This is a genomic window from Seramator thermalis (assembly GCF_004138125.1).
Classification (GTDB): domain Bacteria; phylum Bacteroidota; class Bacteroidia; order Bacteroidales; family Dysgonomonadaceae; genus Seramator; species Seramator thermalis.
Window position 1 is genome coordinate 433,889 of the sequence record NZ_RXHS01000001.1, and the last position, 18,369, is coordinate 452,257.

Annotated in this window: 20 protein-coding genes and 1 pseudogene; 8 read left to right on the top strand and 13 right to left on the bottom strand. The window is 42.1% G+C overall.

Going from position 1 to position 18,369, the window contains the following annotated elements:
* Positions 1-6: 6 nt before the first annotated feature.
* A complete protein-coding gene (locus EJN84_RS01920; RefSeq protein WP_129593834.1) occupies positions 7-336 on the top strand; it encodes a rhodanese-like domain-containing protein in 330 nt (109 codons plus the stop codon).
* Positions 337-383: 47 nt separating this feature from the next.
* On the opposite strand, the gene EJN84_RS01925 is transcribed toward EJN84_RS01920, so the two are convergent.
* Entirely contained in the window at positions 384-1,565 is a 1,182-nt protein-coding gene (locus EJN84_RS01925; RefSeq protein WP_129593835.1) for a lactonase family protein, read from the bottom strand.
* Between the two features lie 185 nt (positions 1,566-1,750).
* On the opposite strand from EJN84_RS01925, the pseudogene EJN84_RS01930 reads away from it, so the two are divergent.
* Both EJN84_RS01930 and EJN84_RS01935 read left to right on the top strand, forming a co-directional pair.
* Positions 1,751-2,170 (top strand): annotated as a pseudogene (locus EJN84_RS01930) (DUF5606 family protein); the annotation flags it as partial.
* A 179-nt stretch (positions 2,171-2,349) separates the two neighbouring features.
* Positions 2,350-3,195, top strand: coding sequence for a phosphatidate cytidylyltransferase (locus tag EJN84_RS01935; protein WP_165004002.1), 846 nt, complete (start codon positions 2,350-2,352; stop codon positions 3,193-3,195).
* A 3-nt stretch (positions 3,196-3,198) separates the two neighbouring features.
* On the opposite strand, the gene EJN84_RS01940 is transcribed toward EJN84_RS01935, so the two are convergent.
* The 8 genes from EJN84_RS01940 to EJN84_RS01970 all read right to left on the bottom strand — a co-directional run bounded on the left by EJN84_RS01940 (position 3,199) and on the right by EJN84_RS01970 (position 7,733).
* Positions 3,199-4,275: a family 20 glycosylhydrolase gene (locus EJN84_RS01940; RefSeq protein WP_129593838.1), complete on the bottom strand. Its 1,077-nt coding sequence runs from the start codon at positions 4,273-4,275 to the stop codon at positions 3,199-3,201.
* Positions 4,276-4,350: 75 nt separating this feature from the next.
* Positions 4,351-4,539 (bottom strand): CDGSH iron-sulfur domain-containing protein, encoded by a 189-nt coding sequence (locus EJN84_RS01945; protein WP_101487306.1) that lies wholly within the window; start codon positions 4,537-4,539, stop codon positions 4,351-4,353.
* A gap of 22 nt (positions 4,540-4,561) precedes the next feature.
* Positions 4,562-5,254, bottom strand: a complete 693-nt coding sequence (tsaB, locus tag EJN84_RS01950; RefSeq protein WP_129593839.1) for a tRNA (adenosine(37)-N6)-threonylcarbamoyltransferase complex dimerization subunit type 1 TsaB — start codon at positions 5,252-5,254, stop codon at positions 4,562-4,564.
* Positions 5,255-5,373: 119 nt separating this feature from the next.
* A complete protein-coding gene (locus EJN84_RS01955) occupies positions 5,374-5,715 on the bottom strand; it encodes an RNA recognition motif domain-containing protein (RefSeq protein ID WP_129593840.1) in 342 nt (113 codons plus the stop codon).
* Between the two features lie 413 nt (positions 5,716-6,128).
* Positions 6,129-6,479: a group II intron maturase-specific domain-containing protein gene (locus EJN84_RS12520; protein WP_394343070.1), complete on the bottom strand. Its 351-nt coding sequence runs from the start codon at positions 6,477-6,479 to the stop codon at positions 6,129-6,131.
* Positions 6,419-7,048 (bottom strand): reverse transcriptase domain-containing protein, encoded by a 630-nt coding sequence (locus tag EJN84_RS01960; protein WP_238943895.1) that lies wholly within the window; start codon positions 7,046-7,048, stop codon positions 6,419-6,421. The genes EJN84_RS12520 and EJN84_RS01960 overlap by 61 nt, the downstream gene beginning before the upstream one ends.
* A gap of 40 nt (positions 7,049-7,088) precedes the next feature.
* Entirely contained in the window at positions 7,089-7,301 is a 213-nt protein-coding gene (locus tag EJN84_RS01965) for a hypothetical protein (RefSeq protein WP_129593841.1), read from the bottom strand.
* Positions 7,302-7,391: 90 nt separating this feature from the next.
* Complete coding sequence (locus EJN84_RS01970; protein ID WP_129593842.1) at positions 7,392-7,733, bottom strand: RNA recognition motif domain-containing protein; 342 nt, start codon at positions 7,731-7,733, stop codon at positions 7,392-7,394.
* A 451-nt stretch (positions 7,734-8,184) separates the two neighbouring features.
* Between EJN84_RS01970 and EJN84_RS01975 the strand changes: the two genes are divergently transcribed.
* The 4 genes from EJN84_RS01975 to porT all read left to right on the top strand — a co-directional run bounded on the left by EJN84_RS01975 (position 8,185) and on the right by porT (position 12,408).
* On the top strand, positions 8,185-8,592 hold the full coding sequence (locus tag EJN84_RS01975; RefSeq protein ID WP_129593843.1) for a lipocalin family protein: 408 nt from the start codon (positions 8,185-8,187) through the stop codon (positions 8,590-8,592).
* Between the two features lie 151 nt (positions 8,593-8,743).
* A complete protein-coding gene (locus EJN84_RS01980; RefSeq protein ID WP_129593844.1) occupies positions 8,744-10,132 on the top strand; it encodes a PhoH family protein in 1,389 nt (462 codons plus the stop codon).
* Positions 10,133-10,290: 158 nt separating this feature from the next.
* Positions 10,291-11,652, top strand: a complete 1,362-nt coding sequence (hisS, locus tag EJN84_RS01985) for a histidine--tRNA ligase (protein WP_129593845.1) — start codon at positions 10,291-10,293, stop codon at positions 11,650-11,652.
* A 51-nt stretch (positions 11,653-11,703) separates the two neighbouring features.
* A complete protein-coding gene (porT, locus tag EJN84_RS01990; protein WP_129593846.1) occupies positions 11,704-12,408 on the top strand; it encodes a type IX secretion/gliding motility protein PorT/SprT in 705 nt (234 codons plus the stop codon).
* 45 nt (positions 12,409-12,453) lie between these two features.
* On the opposite strand, the gene EJN84_RS01995 is transcribed toward porT, so the two are convergent.
* The 4 genes from EJN84_RS01995 to mtaB form a co-directional block, all read right to left on the bottom strand.
* The gene (locus tag EJN84_RS01995; protein WP_129593847.1) at positions 12,454-13,143 is read right to left on the bottom strand and encodes a flavin reductase; all 690 of its coding nucleotides are present in this window, start codon (positions 13,141-13,143) and stop codon (positions 12,454-12,456) included.
* Positions 13,144-13,272: 129 nt separating this feature from the next.
* Positions 13,273-14,307 (bottom strand): glycosyltransferase family 2 protein, encoded by a 1,035-nt coding sequence (locus EJN84_RS02000; protein ID WP_129593848.1) that lies wholly within the window; start codon positions 14,305-14,307, stop codon positions 13,273-13,275.
* On the bottom strand, positions 14,304-15,206 hold the full coding sequence (locus tag EJN84_RS02005; protein WP_238943896.1) for a lysophospholipid acyltransferase family protein: 903 nt from the start codon (positions 15,204-15,206) through the stop codon (positions 14,304-14,306). Before EJN84_RS02005 ends, EJN84_RS02000 begins: the two co-directional genes overlap by 4 nt.
* Before the next feature lie 10 nt (positions 15,207-15,216).
* On the bottom strand, positions 15,217-16,530 hold the full coding sequence (mtaB, locus tag EJN84_RS02010; protein ID WP_129593849.1) for a tRNA (N(6)-L-threonylcarbamoyladenosine(37)-C(2))-methylthiotransferase MtaB: 1,314 nt from the start codon (positions 16,528-16,530) through the stop codon (positions 15,217-15,219).
* A 181-nt stretch (positions 16,531-16,711) separates the two neighbouring features.
* Between mtaB and EJN84_RS02015 the strand changes: the two genes are divergently transcribed.
* Positions 16,712-18,361: an AMP-binding protein gene (locus tag EJN84_RS02015; protein ID WP_129593850.1), complete on the top strand. Its 1,650-nt coding sequence runs from the start codon at positions 16,712-16,714 to the stop codon at positions 18,359-18,361.
* The last annotated feature ends 8 nt before the right edge of the window (positions 18,362-18,369 follow it).

The window sequence follows — 18,369 nt, forward strand, 5'->3', positions numbered from 1 at the left end:
ACCGATATGGGACTATTTAATTTTTTATCAACTTCCGGAAATATTAAAACCCTTAACGCAAACGAGTTCAAAAAAATAATTGCCGATCCGAAAGTGCAATTGGTGGACGTTCGCACACTCGATGAATATGCCTCTGGCACGATCGGCCAAGCCATTCAAATAGACATTACTTCGCCCGATTTTATCAAGAATGCAAGGAAAAAGCTCGACAAATCACGCCCTGTTGCAGTATTCTGCCGCAGCGGGGTGAGAAGCATGCGCGCAGCCCAAATGCTGACCAAAGAGGGATTCCCCGTCATCTACAACCTTAAAGGCGGTATATTAGCCTGGAAATAATCGGCTACAATCGCCGGGATTATTTACAGTTAAGAAAATTTCCCGAATTACATCGACGTGAATTTCACGCAAACCGGTTTACTGAGTTGAATATCCTGATGAGTATCGCTCAACAGTCCGGTTTTGGAATCAATCGAAAACACCTGAATTTTGTTGTCGTCGCGACACGCAACGAGCAAATATTTTCCGTTTGGAGTAATGGCAAAGTTGCGCGGATGCAAGCCGGTAGGCTGATAACCGATTTTGGTAAGTTTGCCGTCATCGGGGTTAACGGTAAAAATTGCAATACCATCGGCTTTCAACCTGTTGGAAGCATATACAAAACGTCCGTCAGGTGAAACGTGAATATCGGCACTGCCATGTGCACCAACCGTGTCGGAAGCTATCGTTTGCTTTTGGGTCAACATTCCGCTGCTGTAATCGAACACTATAACCTGACCCGAAAGCTCACCCAACAAATAAACGTATCGTCCATTCGGATGAAAATCGAAATGTCGCGGCCCTGTTCCTGCGGGGACAGGAAATTCCTTTAAACTTTCGTTCAAAACAGAAGGTTGACCTTTGAAAGGTGATTCGAGTGGAGTCAGTCGATATATTTTATCGGCTCCCAAATCGGCAGCAAAAATATATTGCCCATCGGGCGAATATCTTACCGAGTGCAGATGGGAACTTGTTTGACGATCTTTATCGGAACTCGAGCCATGAAATTGCAAGAGCGTATTAATAGGCAAAAGCGATCCGTCTTTTTCGACTTGGAAAGACGAAATGCTGCCGCCGCTGTAATTGGCAGTAAACACGGTTTTCCCTTTTGGGTCAATTGTAATATAACAAGGATCGGCACCCATTGTCAATTGTTTGTTGAGATGTTTGAGTATTCCCGTAGATTTATCGAACGAAAATGCATGAGCCGCACTGTGTTTTTCACCATTTTCTTCGACCGCATACACAAATTTACTGTCCGGACTAATGGTCAAATAAGAAGGATTCTCCGTTTCAACCATACTCACAGAATCGGCTTTACCCGAATCCATATTAAAACGATAGACATAAATACCCTTGCTGCCTTTGTCCGAAGTATACGTTCCGACCAGCATAAAGAGATCGCTTTCGCCGGCAACAATTTTTTCTGCAACCGAACCTTCGGCAGATGTTTTCTGAGTTTTATCCTTATTGGAACAAGAGGCAAACAACATGGCTATTATCGATAAAAAAACAACGATTCGTTTCATACTTGTTTTGTTTTTGCAATGCTAAGATACATCTTTCTTTCGAAAATCGGATCGATCTCTTAAATTATCACTCAGGCAATTTTTCAATTTAAAAAACGAAAGTTTGCATATATGCCACCCTATAACTACCTTTGTGAGTCAAAAATCGCTCTATTAAACATATAGATAACAAATAACTCAAAGATATGCTTACGAAAATACTATCTGTTTCAGGCAAACCGGGTTTATATAAATTGATATCGACCAGTAAAAACATGAACATCGTAGAATCGCTTGCCGATGGCAAACGTATTCCCATCTATCTCTCTGAAAAAGCCGTTGCATTGAGTGATGTCTCGATTTACACCGAAGAAGAAGATGTTCCCTTGCGGGAAGTTTTCGCAAAAATTAAAGAAAAAGAAGAAGGCAAAAAAGTTGCTATCGATAAATTGACTCAAAACAAGGACCTTTTTGCCTATTTTGCCGAAATTCTTCCGACCTACGACAGAAACAGGGTTTATGCCTCCGACATAAAAAAACTTATTGGTTGGTACAATATTTTGATAGAAAATAATATCGATTTTGAAGCAGAAAACAATGCCTCAGAATCAACCGAAATGCAGGAAGAAAAGTCCTCGACTTTGACCAACGAAGCCAGGAATGAAGTGAATGCCAAACATTCCGAATCTTCGTCAAAGAAAGCCGATTCGAAATCGAAAAAAGTTGAGACGCAAACACGAAGCAAACACTAAAGATGTAGTTCAAAAAAAATAGACACTTTACCCGAAATCACTTATTCCAGATTTTGAATACAAAAGATTTATTTACCCGGGCAATAGCCGGTACGATTTATATCATCGTCATACTGATTGGCCTGCTTGGCGGCAGGTTTTGGTTTATGCCCATCTTTGCCGCCATTCTCGGATTTGGCCTTTACGAATTTTACCGGATGGTGGAAAAAAATACCACCCATGCCATCAGCAAGATATTTAATATCTTTTCCGGAGTACTCATCTTCTTTACTGCTTTTCTGTTTCTCGAAAAAATCAATCTTTTCGCTTTTCCGGCAGCGATTTTGGCCTACTTATTGGCGCTTTATATGTCGGCAATCATTGTCAATCGATACGATATTCTTCATGCCATCATCTATTCGGTCTTCGGCCAAATGTATATCACTCTTCCACTCTGTTTACTGATGCTGCTTTCGTATCATTTCAACCTTTTCGACGAAAAATTTCATTACGTACCGGGACTTGCCATTTTTGTTTTCATTTGGGTGAATGACACGGCTGCCTATTTCATCGGCTCACTCATCGGCAAACATAAATTCATTTCACGAATTTCGCCGAAAAAATCAGTGGAAGGATTTATCGCAGGAATTGTGTTTACGGTGATTGCAGGACTGATTTTTGCACATCTTATACCCGAATATCCGACAGATTTTTGGGTCATCTTCGCATTTGTCGTTTCCATATTCGGAACATTGGGCGATTTATTCGAGTCGCTCATCAAGCGAACCTACGATCTGAAAGATGCGGGAACCCTTATTCCCGGACATGGGGGAATTCTCGATCGTATCGACAGTGTACTCATTGCGCTTCCGGCTTCCTATTTGTTTTTGATGGCTTATTTCGAATTGGCCATCCGATAAAAATCACCACACTTTCACCAACGCCTTGAACGTCTGCACCGATGGATCGTTCTGAGCTTTTTCGTCGGTTCCGTTCATTCCGTCGATAAAAATGCGCGTATCGCTCCAAAACGTGTGCATTACTCCTGCAAATCGGGAACTCATAACCGAAGAAGAATTCTCACGAAACATTTTCATCATTGCCGACTGTTGAATGGCAACTTCGGGCTTGCGCCACGGACATGCCACGACCGAAAAGCCCTTTGCAGCAAAAAACGCAGGTGTCGGCACAGCCTGTTCGTAGTGCCAATCATTGATGATCACATCTTTCGGAATCAAGTCGATGGCTCGATACGTATTGTTGTAGCTTCCTTCCCACTCCCCAACGCCCGTTGTTTTTCCGTCAATAAGTCTGTCACCCCAAATCCACAACTGCCTTCCGCTTTCAGCCAAATGATTGCGAATGAGGGTTACCTCCCGTGCAAAAAGTACTGCCGGATCTTCGCCCTTGCACCGCTCGCAATCGGGATGAGCAATATAAAAGACCTCATCCATCCCCGCATGAAATGCATCGGACCGGCAAGCCTCCACGATTTCGTCTACCACATCGAACACGACCTTGTGTACATCGGGATGCAACGGACAATAACTTTTGCAATACAATCCGTCGGCGTTAGGCCACTTGTAATCTTTGGGCAGTTGAATCGAAGGTGTTTCGTCGAATTGGGGATAAATTTCGAGCAATTTGCCGACTTGTCCTGCCCATGATTGGTGTCCCAAAAGATTGATTTGTGGAATGAGGCGGATATGATTTTTTTGACACGCATCTGCAATCTTTTTCAAATCGGACTCCGACAGCGGATCGCTTGCCTGCAACTCGGGATGCGATTTGTATTCATAACGATAATCGATTCGGAGAACAATGGTATTGACACTGTCGGCAGCCAGTGTGGTGTCGATTAATTTTACAAACCTTTCGACATCGGCTTTTGACGGGGCATTCAAACAAAGTCCACGAACCACGGCTACAGGTTGTGCATGCAAAACGGATGCAGAAAATGAAACGAGAAATGCTAAAAGCAGGATGTGTTTTGTTCTCATATTATTAGTAAAAAAAGGAATAAAAGGTTGAAGATCTTTTGCAAGTTCTTCAACCTTATGATTAAAAAAAACAAATTAACCTTTGAAATCGACTTTGTGATGTGAGCCATCACAATAAGGTTTGTTGTTTGAATGACCACAACGACACAAATGTATTGCACCGCTTTTTTCTTCCGTTTTTCCGTCGGGATGAACAATCTTGAAATCACCTTCGAGGTGAAGTGGCCCATTGGGCAGCATTTTGATTTCGACTAATGAACTCATAAAGCATGTTTTTTTAAAAGGGTTAAACTTCAATTACTTTATTTTTTGGCACTGTGGCCACAAATTCTTTCAGGTAATGTGGTTCGAAATAGGCAACATCTACGAAATCATTAGCATCGAAAGCTTTTTCGGCAAGGGGAATCATGGCAATGGCCAAAGGGTAAATGTTGTCGGCAAAGAGTGCATTGGCGTGTGTGATGGTGTTTTTGCATTTGTCGGATCCATTTCCAAAAAAGAGGATTCTGTGCTCGGCAAGTAAATCGCTAAAACTGTCGGGAGTAATAATTTCGGCCGTAGTTGCTCGGATTGTTTCCAACGAATGATCGTAAACCGTTGCAAACACTTCCATCCGGCGTGCGTCGATCATGGGACACAACAGCGTTTGAGCATCTGCAGTATCAATCATCATCTGCGCCATAATGAGCGGCGTGGGTATGGCTATCAAAGGAATGCCAAATCCATAACTCAATCCTTTGGCTTCCGAAACGCCAATTCGCAATCCCGTATAGGAGCCGGGACCACTACTCACAGCAATAGCTTCGATCTTTTTCTGTTGGGTGCGGGCAAAAGCGATAGCCTCGTCCACAAAAACGCCCAACAAAACGGCATGCGACAGTCCCTCGCGATTTTGGCGGTTGAAAATAATTTGTCCATTTTCGGATAATGCACACGAACAAACAGGTGTAGCAGTTTCGATATGAAGTATAACACTCATTTACGATTAAATTTGAAGTTTAAACATTTGATTCGAAAATTGGTTCACCGCGAATTCCATAAAAAAAGACCATAGCCCCTTGCAGGGATATGGCCTTCGATGAGATTTCTTTTAACTACTTAATAACGGTTCCTGTCTCTATTGTCGCGATTTCCGTATCCACCGCCGCGATTATTGTTTCCACCTCTGTGAAAGCCACCGCCTCTTCTGTCATCGTTTTCAGTGCGAGGACGAGCAACAGATACTGATAAAGTACGACCGTCGTATTCGGCGCTGTTTAATTCATTAATGGCATTTTGACCGTTTTCATCTGCCATTTCTACAAAACCGTATCCTTTTGAACGGTTAGTTTCTTTGTCAGTAATGATTTTTGCAGAGGTAACGTCTCCGTAATCCTCAAAAAGTTCTTTTAAATCGGCATCGCTAATTTGATAGCTTAAGCCAGCAACAAAAATGTTCATGTAAAAAAATTAAAAAAATAAATAAGTGAAAAAACTATTTGCAGAAGTATGTATAAGAGAGGTTAACAATTACGTACTTTTGAAAGAGTAGAAACCAGATAACGTTCTGCCATAAAAAACTTTTGCGGGACAAAGGTAAAAAGAAATTTGAAATAAAAATGCAAAAACGAATATTTTTTTCGAATATTTTTTCACGATAATCATATTGCAGGTCTGCAAAGCACCAGATCAACCCTATTCAAGTGCTTTGCACATCTGCAAAGTGCTAATTCAAACTTGTGCAGATGTTTTGCAGGCTTGCAATGAGGTTGGATTATTCGATATATCGGTTATCATCCGAATCGAGTAGGTAGGGGGATTACTCCCCCGCCCTCTCACACCACCGTGCATGCTCTCGCACACGGCGGTTTCTTTTAATTGTTTAACTTCTCGTAATTTAATGTGAGGTTGTATAGACCCGCTTCATCAAACCATTTGTTATTAAGAGCCTGGTGGGCTTGTGGGCAACCTGACTTGCACCAGTGTCCTTTTCCGGAGAGGGGTAATATCCAGCTTTGCCGACTTTCAACTCCCTGTCTTTCAAGAAAACGTTGCAGGGTAATTACCCTCTTGCACTGCTTTAATCTGTAGCACCGAAGTTTTCTGCGTATCCATGAATCGAGATTCTTTAATAAGCCTTTGCATCGGGCAAAGCGAAAGTAGTTCAACCATCCACTTTCATGACTCTCTCGCCTGCCGCTTGGCTGCGTACGTAGATGTTGCAATCGTCGGCATATCGAACAAATTTGTGTCCCCTTTTCTCCAGTTCTTTGTCCAACTCATCTAAGACGATGTTCGACAACAGCGGAGAAAGAGGGCTTCCCTGAGGGGTGCCTTCGGTACGTTGACTTACAATGCCATCAACCATTATTCCACTTTGAAGGTATTTGCGTATCAGTTTCAATAGCGTTTTATCGCCAATGGTTAATGATAATCGATACATTAAGCGGTCGTGGTTTTCAACATCGAAGAATGTTTTTAAATCCATATCGACAACGAAGTATCTACCCTGTTCTACATATTCGCGCCCTTTCTTAAGCGCTTGGTGAGCAGCACTTCGATTGGGTCTGAATCCGTAGCTGTGGTCAGAGAATGTGCGTTCGTAGAGGGGACTCAGCACCCGGGCTATGGCTTGTTGGATGATACGGTCGGTGACCGTGGGTATACCCAACTTGCGCTTGCCTCCATTGAGCTTCGGAATCTCGACTTGTTTGACGCCTTGCGGTTCATAGATCCACATCGCTGCATATCCCGCACTGTTGGTGCATTCTGCAAGATCTCCCGGGATAAACAATACTGCTTTCGACAGGTACCACCGGATTTACTGGAAACGGTTACGGTTGGTTTTTGGGATATCGCAATCCATGGCTCGCTCGCCCTCCGTTTGTCAGCCTTATATCCGATTTCTGTGCGTTGATACGCTGTCTTTGCTGATGGCTTCTTTCAGATTTGCAGTCACCTGCAACACCCGTTCGGCTGAGCTCACGGCCGAAGCCTTGCCATTCGCTAACACTTCCTTCCAACTCGGCGTGTACAAGAACTTGCATCTTGTTAGTAGTATGTATATGCCTGGCATACTAAAAAAGACCATAGCCCCTTGCAGGGATATGGCCTTCGATGAGATTTCTTTTAATTACTTAATAACGGTTCCTGTCTCTATTGTCGCGATTTCCGTATCCACCGCCGCGATTATTGTTTCCACCTCTGTGAAAACCACCGCCTCTTCTGTCTTCGTTTTCAGTGCGAGGGCGAGCAACAGATACCGATAAAGTACGACCGTCGTATTCGGCACCGTTCAATTCATCAATGGCATTTTGACCGTTTTCATCTGCCATTTCCACAAAACCGTATCCTTTTGAACGGCTAGTTTCTTTGTCAGTAATGACTTTTGCAGAGGTAACGTCTCCGTATTCCTCAAAAAGTTCCTTTAAATCGGCATCGCTAATTTGATAGCTTAAGCCAGCAACAAAAATGTTCATGTAAAAAAATTAAAAAAATAAATAAGTAAAAAACTGTTTGCAGAAGTATGTTTAAGAGAGGTTAACAATTACGTACTTTTGAAAGAGTAGAAACCAGATAACGTTCTGCCATAAAAAACTTTTGCGGGACAAAGGTAAAAAGAATTTTGAAACAATAATGCAAAAACAAATATTTTTTTTCGAATATTTTTTCACGATAATCATATTACAAGCCTGCAAAAGGGATTGCATAATCCGATATATCATCCGAAAGCAATCAAACGATACCTTTCGGAATTGTTTTAACAGGGATGTTTAAACAGGAAGATGAAAAAAAATCAATTTCTATCGTTTTCAGGTTATAAAATCAGAAATCGAGGATGAATTACGAAAAAAATGTTTACACCATCCAACAATAAAGATAAAACATTGTTTGCAAAAAGACAATTAATTATTAACCAATTCAGAAATTATGAAAAAGTTTTATTACTTATTCATGTTAGCACTCGTTGCTACATTCGCACTCACACTATCGTCGTGTTCCGAAGAAGAAGTGGAAGGCAATATCACAAAAGCCACCATGATCGTGAAAAATTGGAAATACTCCTCCATTCAAGGGCACGAGTTGCCCGATTGCTTGAAGGACGATGTTTACAATTTCAAATCGGACGGTACTTTTTCCATCAATGTTGGCACTTCGACCTGCTTCAGCGAAACAAATCAGGAAGGAAACTGGCAATTATCCACCGACGGCAAACAATTGTCGTTGAAAGTAGGCGCCATAACCACTAACTATGAAGTAGTGGACATTGCGCTCGACAAACTGGTTTTGAAAATGACCATTGGAGACATGGGCTTAGTAGAAGTAACCTTTAAGTAATCAGGATTCGGTCATTTATCTTCAAAAAATGCAATATCGATTACTCGTTATTGCATTTTTTATTCTACCTTGCAAAATAAATGCGAAGGGAAAAAACATTCTTTCCCCGACTACGTTTAAAACACAGACAAACATCTAATTTGATTTGAATATGAACGACACAGACACTAAGCCACGGCCGAAAACGAAGAGTGGCAGAGCAAAAACCGGATCGGCACATCAGAAAAAAAATTTCATCCTCGACACCAATGTCATTCTCCACGACTACAAATGCCTGGACAATTTCGAAGAAAACGATATTTACATCCCCTTTGTGGTACTCGAAGAATTGGATAAGTTTAAAAAAGGAAGTGACCAAATCAATTATAATGCCCGCGCTTTCATTCGCGAACTGGACGAAATCACCGATGATACGCTCTTTACCAATGGCGCCGATTTGGGCATCGGTAGAGGCAAACTTTATATCGTAAACAGTCCTAAAACCAACATACGCATTGCGGAAGCCTTTCCCGAATACTCTTCCGACAACCGCATTCTTTCGACAGTGGTCGATATTTCGGAAAAATATCCGAAGATGAAAACCATTCTGGTTTCGAAAGATATCAATCTTCGCATGAAAGCCCGTTCGTTGGGACTGTTGGCTGAAGATTACATCAACGACAAGGTAGTGAACGTCGATATTTTTTATAAAGGCGAAGAAACCTTCGAAGGAATTAATCCCGACCTGATCGACAAAATTTATGCGCAACCGGCTGGTGTGGATTTCGACGAATTCAATTTTGAAATGCCCATCGAACCCAATCAATGCTTTATTCTGAAAAGCGATCGCAATAGTGTGCTGGCACGCTACAATCCGTTTACGAAAAAAATCAAAAAGGTTGACAAGGACAATAATTTCGGCATCCTTCCCCGCAATGCCGAACAGGCTTTCGCTTTCGAAGTGCTCAACGATCCCGATATCAAGTTGGTGGGTCTCACGGGAAAAGCCGGCACCGGCAAAACACTTCTTGCACTTGCTTCGGCTCTCAAACAACACAAAATTTACCGGCAAATCCTGCTGGCACGTCCCATTGTATCGCTTTCGAACAAGGATTTGGGCTTTTTGCCGGGAGACGAAAAGCAAAAAATCGCCCCATACATGCAGCCGCTTTTCGACAACCTGAATGTGATAAAAGCCCAACTTGGCATCAATAGCTCAGAGTTGCGGGTGATTGAAGAACTTCAAAAATCGGGACAACTCGAAATTGAAGCATTGGCCTACATTCGTGGTCGCAGCCTTTCTGAAACGTACTGCATTATCGACGAAGCCCAAAACCTTACGCCTCACGAAGTGAAAACCATTATCACCCGTGCCGGCGAAGGAACAAAAATGGTTTTCACAGGCGATTTGCAACAAATCGATCAACCGTATCTGGATGCTCAATCCAACGGATTGGCTTACATGATTGATAAAATGCGAGGCCAGGCGATTTTCGCGCACGTCAATCTGGTGAAAGGCGAAAGGAGTGAACTATCGGAACTTGCGAGCAATTTGCTTTAGTATTTTTATGCCATAACTTTTTCAGGCGCTCTCGGAAAAACTTTTTCGGGGAGCGCTTTTTCCTATCATTCCATGCCTCGACTATTGCCTACACCGCAAAACGAAAAAAAGATATCATCGAAATTGTTTATCTTTGCACTGCAAAAAAATAGAGAAAGATGCAAAAACCATCCATCCCGAAAGGAACACGCGACTTTTCGCCCGAAGAAGTGGCAAAACGCAATTATATTTTCGACACCATCAAAGAAGTATATCGCCTGCATGGCTTCCGGCCGATAGAAACGCCGGCCATGGAAAACCTGTCCACACTGATGGGAAAATATGGCGAAGAAGGCGATAAACTGCTCTTCAGGATATTGAATTCGGGAAATTTTCTTGCAGATATCGATGCTGGTGACTTGACGGAAGGTAACGCTGCCCGGACTGCCACCAAGATTTCGGAAAAAGGACTTCGATATGATCTGACCGTGCCATTTGCAAGATATGTGGTGATGCATCGCAACGAAATCACATTTCCCTTCAAGCGCTACCAGATTCAACCCGTTTGGCGTGCCGATCGTCCACAAAAAGGCCGTTATCGCGAGTTTTTTCAGTGCGATGCCGACATTGTGGGCTCCGACTCGCTGCTCAACGAAGTAGAACTGGTGCAAATCATCGACGAAGTTTTCACACGCTTCGGCATTAGGGTCTGCATAAAACTCAACAATCGGAAAATTCTTTCGGGCATTGCCGAAATCATCGGCGAAGCCGATAAAATAACGGACATCACCGTTGCAATAGATAAACTCGACAAAATCGGGCCGGACAATGTGAACGCCGAATTGCGCTCGAAGAATATTTCGCAGCAAGCCATCGACAAGCTGCAACCGATTATCCTGTTGCAAGGCAACAATCGCGAAAAAATAGCCACACTACAAAACGTGCTCTCCGATTCAGAAACCGGAATGAAAGGCGTGGCCGAAATCGAATATATTCTCAACAAAGTAGATGCAATAGCTCCGGGAAGCGAATTGCAACTGGATTTGACGCTGGCCCGCGGCCTCAATTATTACACGGGAGCCATTATCGAAGTGAAAGCGCTCGATGCCGAAATGGGCAGCATCACCGGAGGAGGGCGATATGACAATCTGACCGGTATTTTTGGACTTCCGGGCGTTTCGGGTGTAGGAATTTCTTTTGGCGCCGATCGCATTTACGATGTGCTGGCACAACTCAACCTTTTCCCCGAAAAATCCACGCACGGCACCGACATCCTTTTCGTGAACTTTGGACAGAAAGAAGAAACATACATTCTCTCCTTGCTGCCACAAGTGCGTAACGCGGGTATTTCAGTAGAACTGTATCCGGAACCTGCAAAAATGAAGAAACAGCTATCATATGCCGACAGCAATCAAATTCCGTTCGTGGCATTGGTGGGCGAGACCGAAATGGGCAACGGCACTATTTCGCTCAAAAACATGAAAACAGGCGAGCAACAATCTCTCACACTCTTTCAGCTCATCAACAAGATAACCTCCTGAAAAAACATTCCGATTTTATACTATCTGTTCTCAAAAAGCGTTTATTAAAACATGAAACAGATCCTCATCGTTTTATCATCGCTGTCCATCATCACTATAAACTGTTTTGCACAACAGCGCAAACTGCAGAACATGCCTTATGCCGATCAGCGAATATTTCATTTGGGATTCACTATCGGACTAAACACGCAAGACCTCATTCTCACCCAATCGGGTTATATCAATGATGACGGAGAAGTCTGGTTTTCCGAAATCCCGCATTATTCTCCCGGATTCAGCGTTGGACTGATTGCCGATCGTTATCTGAACCGATATATGAACCTGCGCCTCATTCCTACCCTGCACTTCGGGAGCAAAGACCTTGTCTTCAAGGAACAAACTTCGGGTGAAGAGTTCGCAACATCGATACGAAACAACTATTTAACAATTCCGTTGCAGGTGAAAATGGCCGCCGGAAGAATTAACAACTATCGCCCCTATCTGTTGTTGGGTGGCTACGGTAGCATAGAATTAAATCGCAAGAAAGAGCAAGCAGTGCTGCTCAAATCTTTTGACTACGGGATAGAATTGGGCTTTGGATGCGATTTCTATATGCCGATGTTTAAGTTATCGCCCGAGCTGAAATTTTGTTTCGGATTGACCGATATTCTCGAGACAGATCGTTCGGATTTAAAGGACGAAGCTTTGCAAAAATATGCAAAATCCCTTTCAAAAGCGACGCAACGCATGATCGTACTCTCGTTTAATTTCGAATAATCGTAAAAACTTTACCGAAAAAAAAGCGTTTCAAAAAAAACAGGCCTACAGAATTTCCTCAAATTCCGATTTTTTGGCTCCGCAAATAGGACATTCCCAATCGTCCGGCAAATCGGCAAACGGAATTTTCTCATCGGCTTCGTTATACACATAACCGCAAGCCGTACACTCGTATTTTTTTAATCCAACCATCTTGTCTGATTCCGTTTTTTCATCAAAAAGAGAACGATCGACATAAGTGGGTGCATTTTTGGGCGCAACTCCTTTTTTCACCTTATGGTAATAATCGTAAGTAAGCGGCTCACCCTCAAGATCGAGAACGTCACCATTCAGCAACTCGCCAATGAATATCAGGTGAGTACCCACATCAAACGCATCGATAAGAGTGCATTCGAAGTAGGCCAAGCTTTCGTTTTTCAGAATCGGAACTCCACTTTCGCCATACGTCACATCCAAACTCGAGAATTTATCGATATCCCTACCCGATTTATATCCAAATCGATTGATAAGATCGGACGAAACATCACGCGAAAGAACCGAAACCGAAAAAGCTTTATACTGTTTGATGAAATCGGATGTATAATTGTCTTTATTGCAACAAACAGCAAACCGAGGCGGTTTTGATGTTACTTGAAAAACGGTATTTGCAACAAATCCGGTGCCTCGGAATCTATTGCCCGAACAGACAACATATAGCCCATACGAAATTTTTGAAAATAAATCGGGATTGATCATATAAAAAAGATATTTTTCAATGGTTTGTCGTTATTATACGGTATGCAAATATAAACCTTTTTTTCAAAAAGAGGTAACTTAATATGCACAGTGTGTAAAAAGCAAGAAAACATTTCGTAATTTTCGGATCTATTTATGATTTCGATCGAAAATCGACTGAAACGTTTTTTTGCCTTTCAAATAATAGTTGTAGAGAATACTGCCACCAAATTGCTGCTTGATGCAGGGGACAATGGTTTTTTCGAGATTTTGTTCACGCAACAGACGATATGCCGGTCTCATTCGCATAAAATCGGATTCGGCTCTCATCACGGCACGGGCATTATCGAATTTTCCGCTTATCAATAAATGCAGGAACGCTGCAAAATCGAGGATGAAACGTGCAAAAAGCACTCTTGGCAACATTCTGTCCGATACATTTTTGTATATCATCAGCAGATTATTGCGAAAATTGAGATAAGTCTTCTGCGGATTCTCTTTGTTGAGAGACGCGCCACCAACATGATATACAACCGACGTCGGAACACACTCGATAACATATCCTCGTGCATTGAGCCTCCAACAAAGATCAATTTCTTCCATGTGAGCAAAAAAACGTGCATCCAATCCACCTACTTCCAAATATTTTTCGCGTCGAATACACATACAGGCACCGGTAGCCCAAAAAATGGGAATTGCGGTGTCGTACTGACCATAGTCTTGCTCCACACGTTGAAGTATGCGTCCACGACAAAACGGGTAGGCATACCGATCGATAAAACCACCGGCAGCTCCGGCATATTCAAACAGATCGCGACTATGAAACGAACGAATTTTTGGCTGCACTGCTACCGTCTCCGGATGACGATCAAGATATGAGACGAGTATCGATAGCCAATTGCAGGTTACTTCGACATCCGAATTCAGCAAAACTACATATTCGGCCTCAACCTCGCGGATGGCTTTATTATATCCTTCCGCAAAACCATAGTTTTTATCGAATGCCAGAAGTCGAACATCGGGAAACTGCTTTTCGAGTAGAGAAACCGAATCGTCAGATGACCCATTGTCGGCAACGACGATTTCGGTATCGTTTGATTTCGAAAACTTCAATACTCCGGGCAAAAACTGTTCGAGCAAATTTCGCCCATTCCAATTCAAAATGATGACCGATGTTTTATTCATATTTTTTCAGCCGTTTCACGCTTAAATTTCCATCGCTTGTGCGACCAAAGCCAATACGCAGGATCGCGTAAGATGGTTTTTTCGAGAAGCCGCATATATTGTTCGGTCACGGCAAATTTTTCTTCTTTGGATGCATCGGTCGTAATTACAGAAAATCGACCGACATAATGCCCTCTTTTTTCACGACGTAGATCGAGATAAACAACGGAGAATCCAAATTTTCGTGCGATGCGCTCCATACCTATAAGCGCCGGCGTGTCCTGATTGAGAAATCGAGTCCAATGCTGGCCGGCGTTACGGCGAGGTCGTTGATCGTTGATAAAACCAATGACCATAGCCTTTCCCTGCTGACGATTGTGAACGATCGTCCGCATGGCATCACTCATTTCTATGCTCAGAGGAGAAAAACGAGATCGAATTTTCAAAAAAAAACGATCGAATGCTCCGTCACGCAATTTGTGGTAAATTTGACCCTGAAACAATTCGGGAGATAGATAAAAGCCGATAGACGAAACATATTCCCAATTGCCGTAATGCCCCAAACTGAGCAGACAAGAGTTACCGTCTTTCGTAAGCTCGTTGAGCAATTCGGGATTTTCAAATTTCATCCTACGTTTCACATCTTCATCGCTAATGTGCAACAATTTAATAGTTTCGATATAATAATCACACAGAAAATGATAAAATTGACGCTCAATTTTTTCTATTTCGATCACCGATTTTTCGGGAAATGCATTTTGAAGATTAACACGAACTATCTTACGCCTATATCTTACAAGTCGGTACAAAACAATAAAAAGTATATCGGAAAGAAAATATAACAAACTCCATGGGAGCAGGGCATGGATGTATGAAATACCATACAGTAAATAATACTTGATATAGTTGATTTTTTTCATGAAATACCTCTTATATAATTGCTTTCATCGCCGATCGATCTTCGTCCAATTCTCCAATTTGCACTTTTGTGACCTTATTTACGAGAGAAGGATTATAATCGGCAACCGTCTTGATATAATTTTCCGTAAATCCATACATTTTTGAACCATATCGAGTATGTTCGAAAATCACTTTTTTTGAAGCACCTTTTTGAGAGAGATAAAATTCGTGCAATTTTCTATCCGAAATATCCAGTAAAGCCTTACTTCGAGCATGTTTCTCTTTCGGATCGACACTGTGAGGTATTTTGAGCGCCTGAGTTCCTGCTCTTTCGGAATATGTGAACACGTGTAGTTGCGAAATAGGTAGCGATTCAATAAATTTTCGGCTTTCTTCGAAATAAGTATCGGTCTCGCCCCGCACTCCCACAATAACATCCACCCCGATAAATGCGTCGGGCATTGTTTGTTTTATTTTTTCCACTTTGTGGCGAAACAAAGCCGTATCGTAGCGACGTTTCATCAATTGCAGAACATCGTCGCTGCCGGCCTGCAGAGGCAAATGAAAATGCGGTGCAAAGCGCTTTGAATTTGCCACAAAATCGATAATCTCATCGGTAAGCAAGTTGGGTTCGATTGACGAAATGCGAAAACGCTCTATACCTTGTATGTCGTCGAGAGCAAGCAGCAAATCAAAAAAACGCTCGCCTGTTGTATGACCAAAATCTCCAATGTTGACGCCTGTCAACACAATTTCTTTTCCACCCTCAGCCACAACCGATTGCGCTTGTGTCACCAGATCTGCAATAGAACCGTTACGACTTCTGCCCCGTGCGTGGGGAATGGTGCAAAACGAACAAAAATAATCACATCCGTCCTGTACTTTCAAAAAATATCGTGTTCGATCGTCAGCCGACAAAGAAGGCACAAATGTCTTTATCCGATTGGTTTTGGACGTTATCACCGCTCCCTTGTCTTTCTTGGTCAGATTGTTGAGATATTGAAAAATATCGAGTTTTTGTTCAGCACCCAATACCAAATCCACGCCTTCTATCGAGGCTATATCATCGGGTTTGAGCTGTGCATAGCATCCGGTTACCACTACAAATGCATCCGGATGTTGCTGAATCATCTTGCGAATAGCCTGCCGGCCTTTCTTGTCGGCCAATTCGGTAACCGTACATGTGTTTATCACGCAAATATCGGCTTTTTGTCCTTTTCTTGCTTTCGTTATACCCGCCTGAGACAACTGTCGTCCTATAGCAGATGTTTCTGCAAAATTCAATTTACATCCGAGTGTATAATATGCAGCTGTTTTATTCTCGAATATGGATCTGTCAATCATATTTTTAAAGTGCAAAGGAGATACATCTTCTTTGTCGAAAGATATTTCGGATTGGTTTTTTTGAAACTTAATAGTTGGCTGTACAAAAATACAACAAAATCATTTTATTTAATGAGGTTTTTCTTTTGCAATTTGAAAAGAAGGACTTATTTTTGCACAAAAAAGATAAAAATGTGCAGCAATGATAGAACAAAACTTCATCAAACTTTACGAAAATAGTTTCAAAAAACATTGGGAACTCAATGCCCTTAGCGATTACCACGCCGATAATCTTTTAACTTATGGCGATTTAGCCCGTTCCATTGCACGCACACATCTTTTGTTCGAGAAAATGTCCCTTGCCAAAGGAGATAAAATAGCTCTTATAGGAAAAAATCACACTTCGTGGGCAACCGTTTTTCTATCCACAATTACTTATGGAGCGGTTATTGTACCGATTCTGGCAGATTTTCATCCTGAAAGCATCGAGCATATCATCAATCACTCCGAAGCGAAGCTTGTATTTATTAATAAACAAATTTGGGAAAACATAGATTCGCAAAAAATAAACGTCCCCGTATTCGCGATTCCATCTTTTGAACTGATAAAAGGAGAAAACATGGATTCGGCAGACATACGCAAACAAGTGGATGACTCGTTTAAAATAAAGTATCCGGAAGGATTTCGCAAGTCTGATATTCAGTACCCAACTATTGGAAACGAAGAAGTGATTTGTTTGAACTATACGTCGGGAACAACTGGATTTAGCAAAGGTGTAATGCTTACGGCCAACAATTTTGCAGGCAACATCACTTTTGCGCAGCGGCTCAAACTGCTCTTCCCTGGCGAACGCGATTTAGCTTTTTTACCATTGGCTCATGCCTATGGCTGTGCTTTCGATTTTTTGTATGCTCTTAGCCAAGGAGTTCATGTTACTTTGCTTGGCATTCCTCCAACACCGCGAAATTTAGTCGAGGCTCTACAGGAAGTCAAACCACATATTATTATTACGGTGCCACTTATCCTCGAGAAAATCTACAAAAAAAGTATTCAGCCGCTGCTTAACAAACGGATAATGAAAATTATATTGAAGATTCCGGTTGTAAAGCACATGATCTATAGTCAAATCAAAAAAAACATTACCCATTCGCTTGGAGGCAATTTTAGAGAAGTAATTATCGGTGGAGCTGCGCTCAATAAAGAGGTGGAAGATTTCTTTTATGCCATAGGTTTTCCATTTACCGTAGGGTATGGAATGACCGAATGTGCACCACTTATCTCGTACAGTCCTCACCAAGAATTTATACCGAGATCGTGTGGCAGAGTTTTGAAAGACATCATGCAGGCACGAATCGACTCCGAAGATCCTGAAAATATTCCGGGTGAAATCCAGGTGCGAGGCGAAAATGTGATGTTGGGATATTACAAAAATCCCGAGGCGACTTCGTCTGCTTTCACCAAAGATGGATGGCTCAAAACCGGAGATTCGGGCGTTATGGATAAAAACAATTGTCTATATATCAAAGGAAGAATCAAAGCCATGCTTCTCGGCCCTAACGGTCAAAACATTTTTCCTGAAGAAATAGAATCCAGATTGAACAATCTTCCTTACGTGGCTCAGAGTTTGGTGATTAGTCGGGATGGGAAATTAATAGCACTTGTATTTCCGGATTACCTGTCACTCAAAGAAGCCGATATTCCTCGCGAGATGCTCGATAACATCATGGTAGATAATCTCAACACGCTAAACAAACATCTTGCTAACTACGAAAAAATCAGCAAGATAGAACTCATGGAAAATGATTTTGAAATGACTCCTAAACAAAGCATCAAACGGTTTATTTACCAATAATCGCCCCG

Excerpts from the sequence above, each read along its gene's own strand:
- mtaB (WP_129593849.1), bottom strand. The coding sequence starts at position 16,530 with ATGATTGACAGATCCATATTCGAGAATAAAACAGCTGCATATTATACA.
- EJN84_RS01975 (WP_129593843.1), top strand. The coding sequence starts at position 8,185 with ATGAAAAAGTTTTATTACTTATTCATGTTAGCACTCGTTGCTACATTC.
- EJN84_RS01965 (WP_129593841.1), bottom strand. The coding sequence starts at position 7,301 with ATGCAAGTTCTTGTACACGCCGAGTTGGAAGGAAGTGTTAGCGAATGG.
- EJN84_RS02005 (WP_238943896.1), bottom strand. The coding sequence starts at position 15,206 with ATGAAAAAAATCAACTATATCAAGTATTATTTACTGTATGGTATTTCA.
- EJN84_RS01995 (WP_129593847.1), bottom strand. The coding sequence starts at position 13,143 with ATGATCAATCCCGATTTATTTTCAAAAATTTCGTATGGGCTATATGTT.
- EJN84_RS01980 (WP_129593844.1), top strand. The coding sequence starts at position 8,744 with ATGAACGACACAGACACTAAGCCACGGCCGAAAACGAAGAGTGGCAGA.
- EJN84_RS01925 (WP_129593835.1), bottom strand. The coding sequence starts at position 1,565 with ATGAAACGAATCGTTGTTTTTTTATCGATAATAGCCATGTTGTTTGCC.
- EJN84_RS01945 (WP_101487306.1), bottom strand. The coding sequence starts at position 4,539 with ATGAGTTCATTAGTCGAAATCAAAATGCTGCCCAATGGGCCACTTCAC.
- EJN84_RS01920 (WP_129593834.1), top strand. The coding sequence starts at position 7 with ATGGGACTATTTAATTTTTTATCAACTTCCGGAAATATTAAAACCCTT.
- EJN84_RS02000 (WP_129593848.1), bottom strand. The coding sequence starts at position 14,307 with ATGAATAAAACATCGGTCATCATTTTGAATTGGAATGGGCGAAATTTG.
- tsaB (WP_129593839.1), bottom strand. The coding sequence starts at position 5,254 with ATGAGTGTTATACTTCATATCGAAACTGCTACACCTGTTTGTTCGTGT.
- EJN84_RS01955 (WP_129593840.1), bottom strand. The coding sequence starts at position 5,715 with ATGAACATTTTTGTTGCTGGCTTAAGCTATCAAATTAGCGATGCCGAT.
- EJN84_RS01940 (WP_129593838.1), bottom strand. The coding sequence starts at position 4,275 with ATGAGAACAAAACACATCCTGCTTTTAGCATTTCTCGTTTCATTTTCT.
- hisS (WP_129593845.1), top strand. The coding sequence starts at position 10,291 with ATGCAAAAACCATCCATCCCGAAAGGAACACGCGACTTTTCGCCCGAA.
- EJN84_RS01970 (WP_129593842.1), bottom strand. The coding sequence starts at position 7,733 with ATGAACATTTTTGTTGCTGGCTTAAGCTATCAAATTAGCGATGCCGAT.
- EJN84_RS02015 (WP_129593850.1), top strand. The coding sequence starts at position 16,712 with ATGATAGAACAAAACTTCATCAAACTTTACGAAAATAGTTTCAAAAAA.
- porT (WP_129593846.1), top strand. The coding sequence starts at position 11,704 with ATGAAACAGATCCTCATCGTTTTATCATCGCTGTCCATCATCACTATA.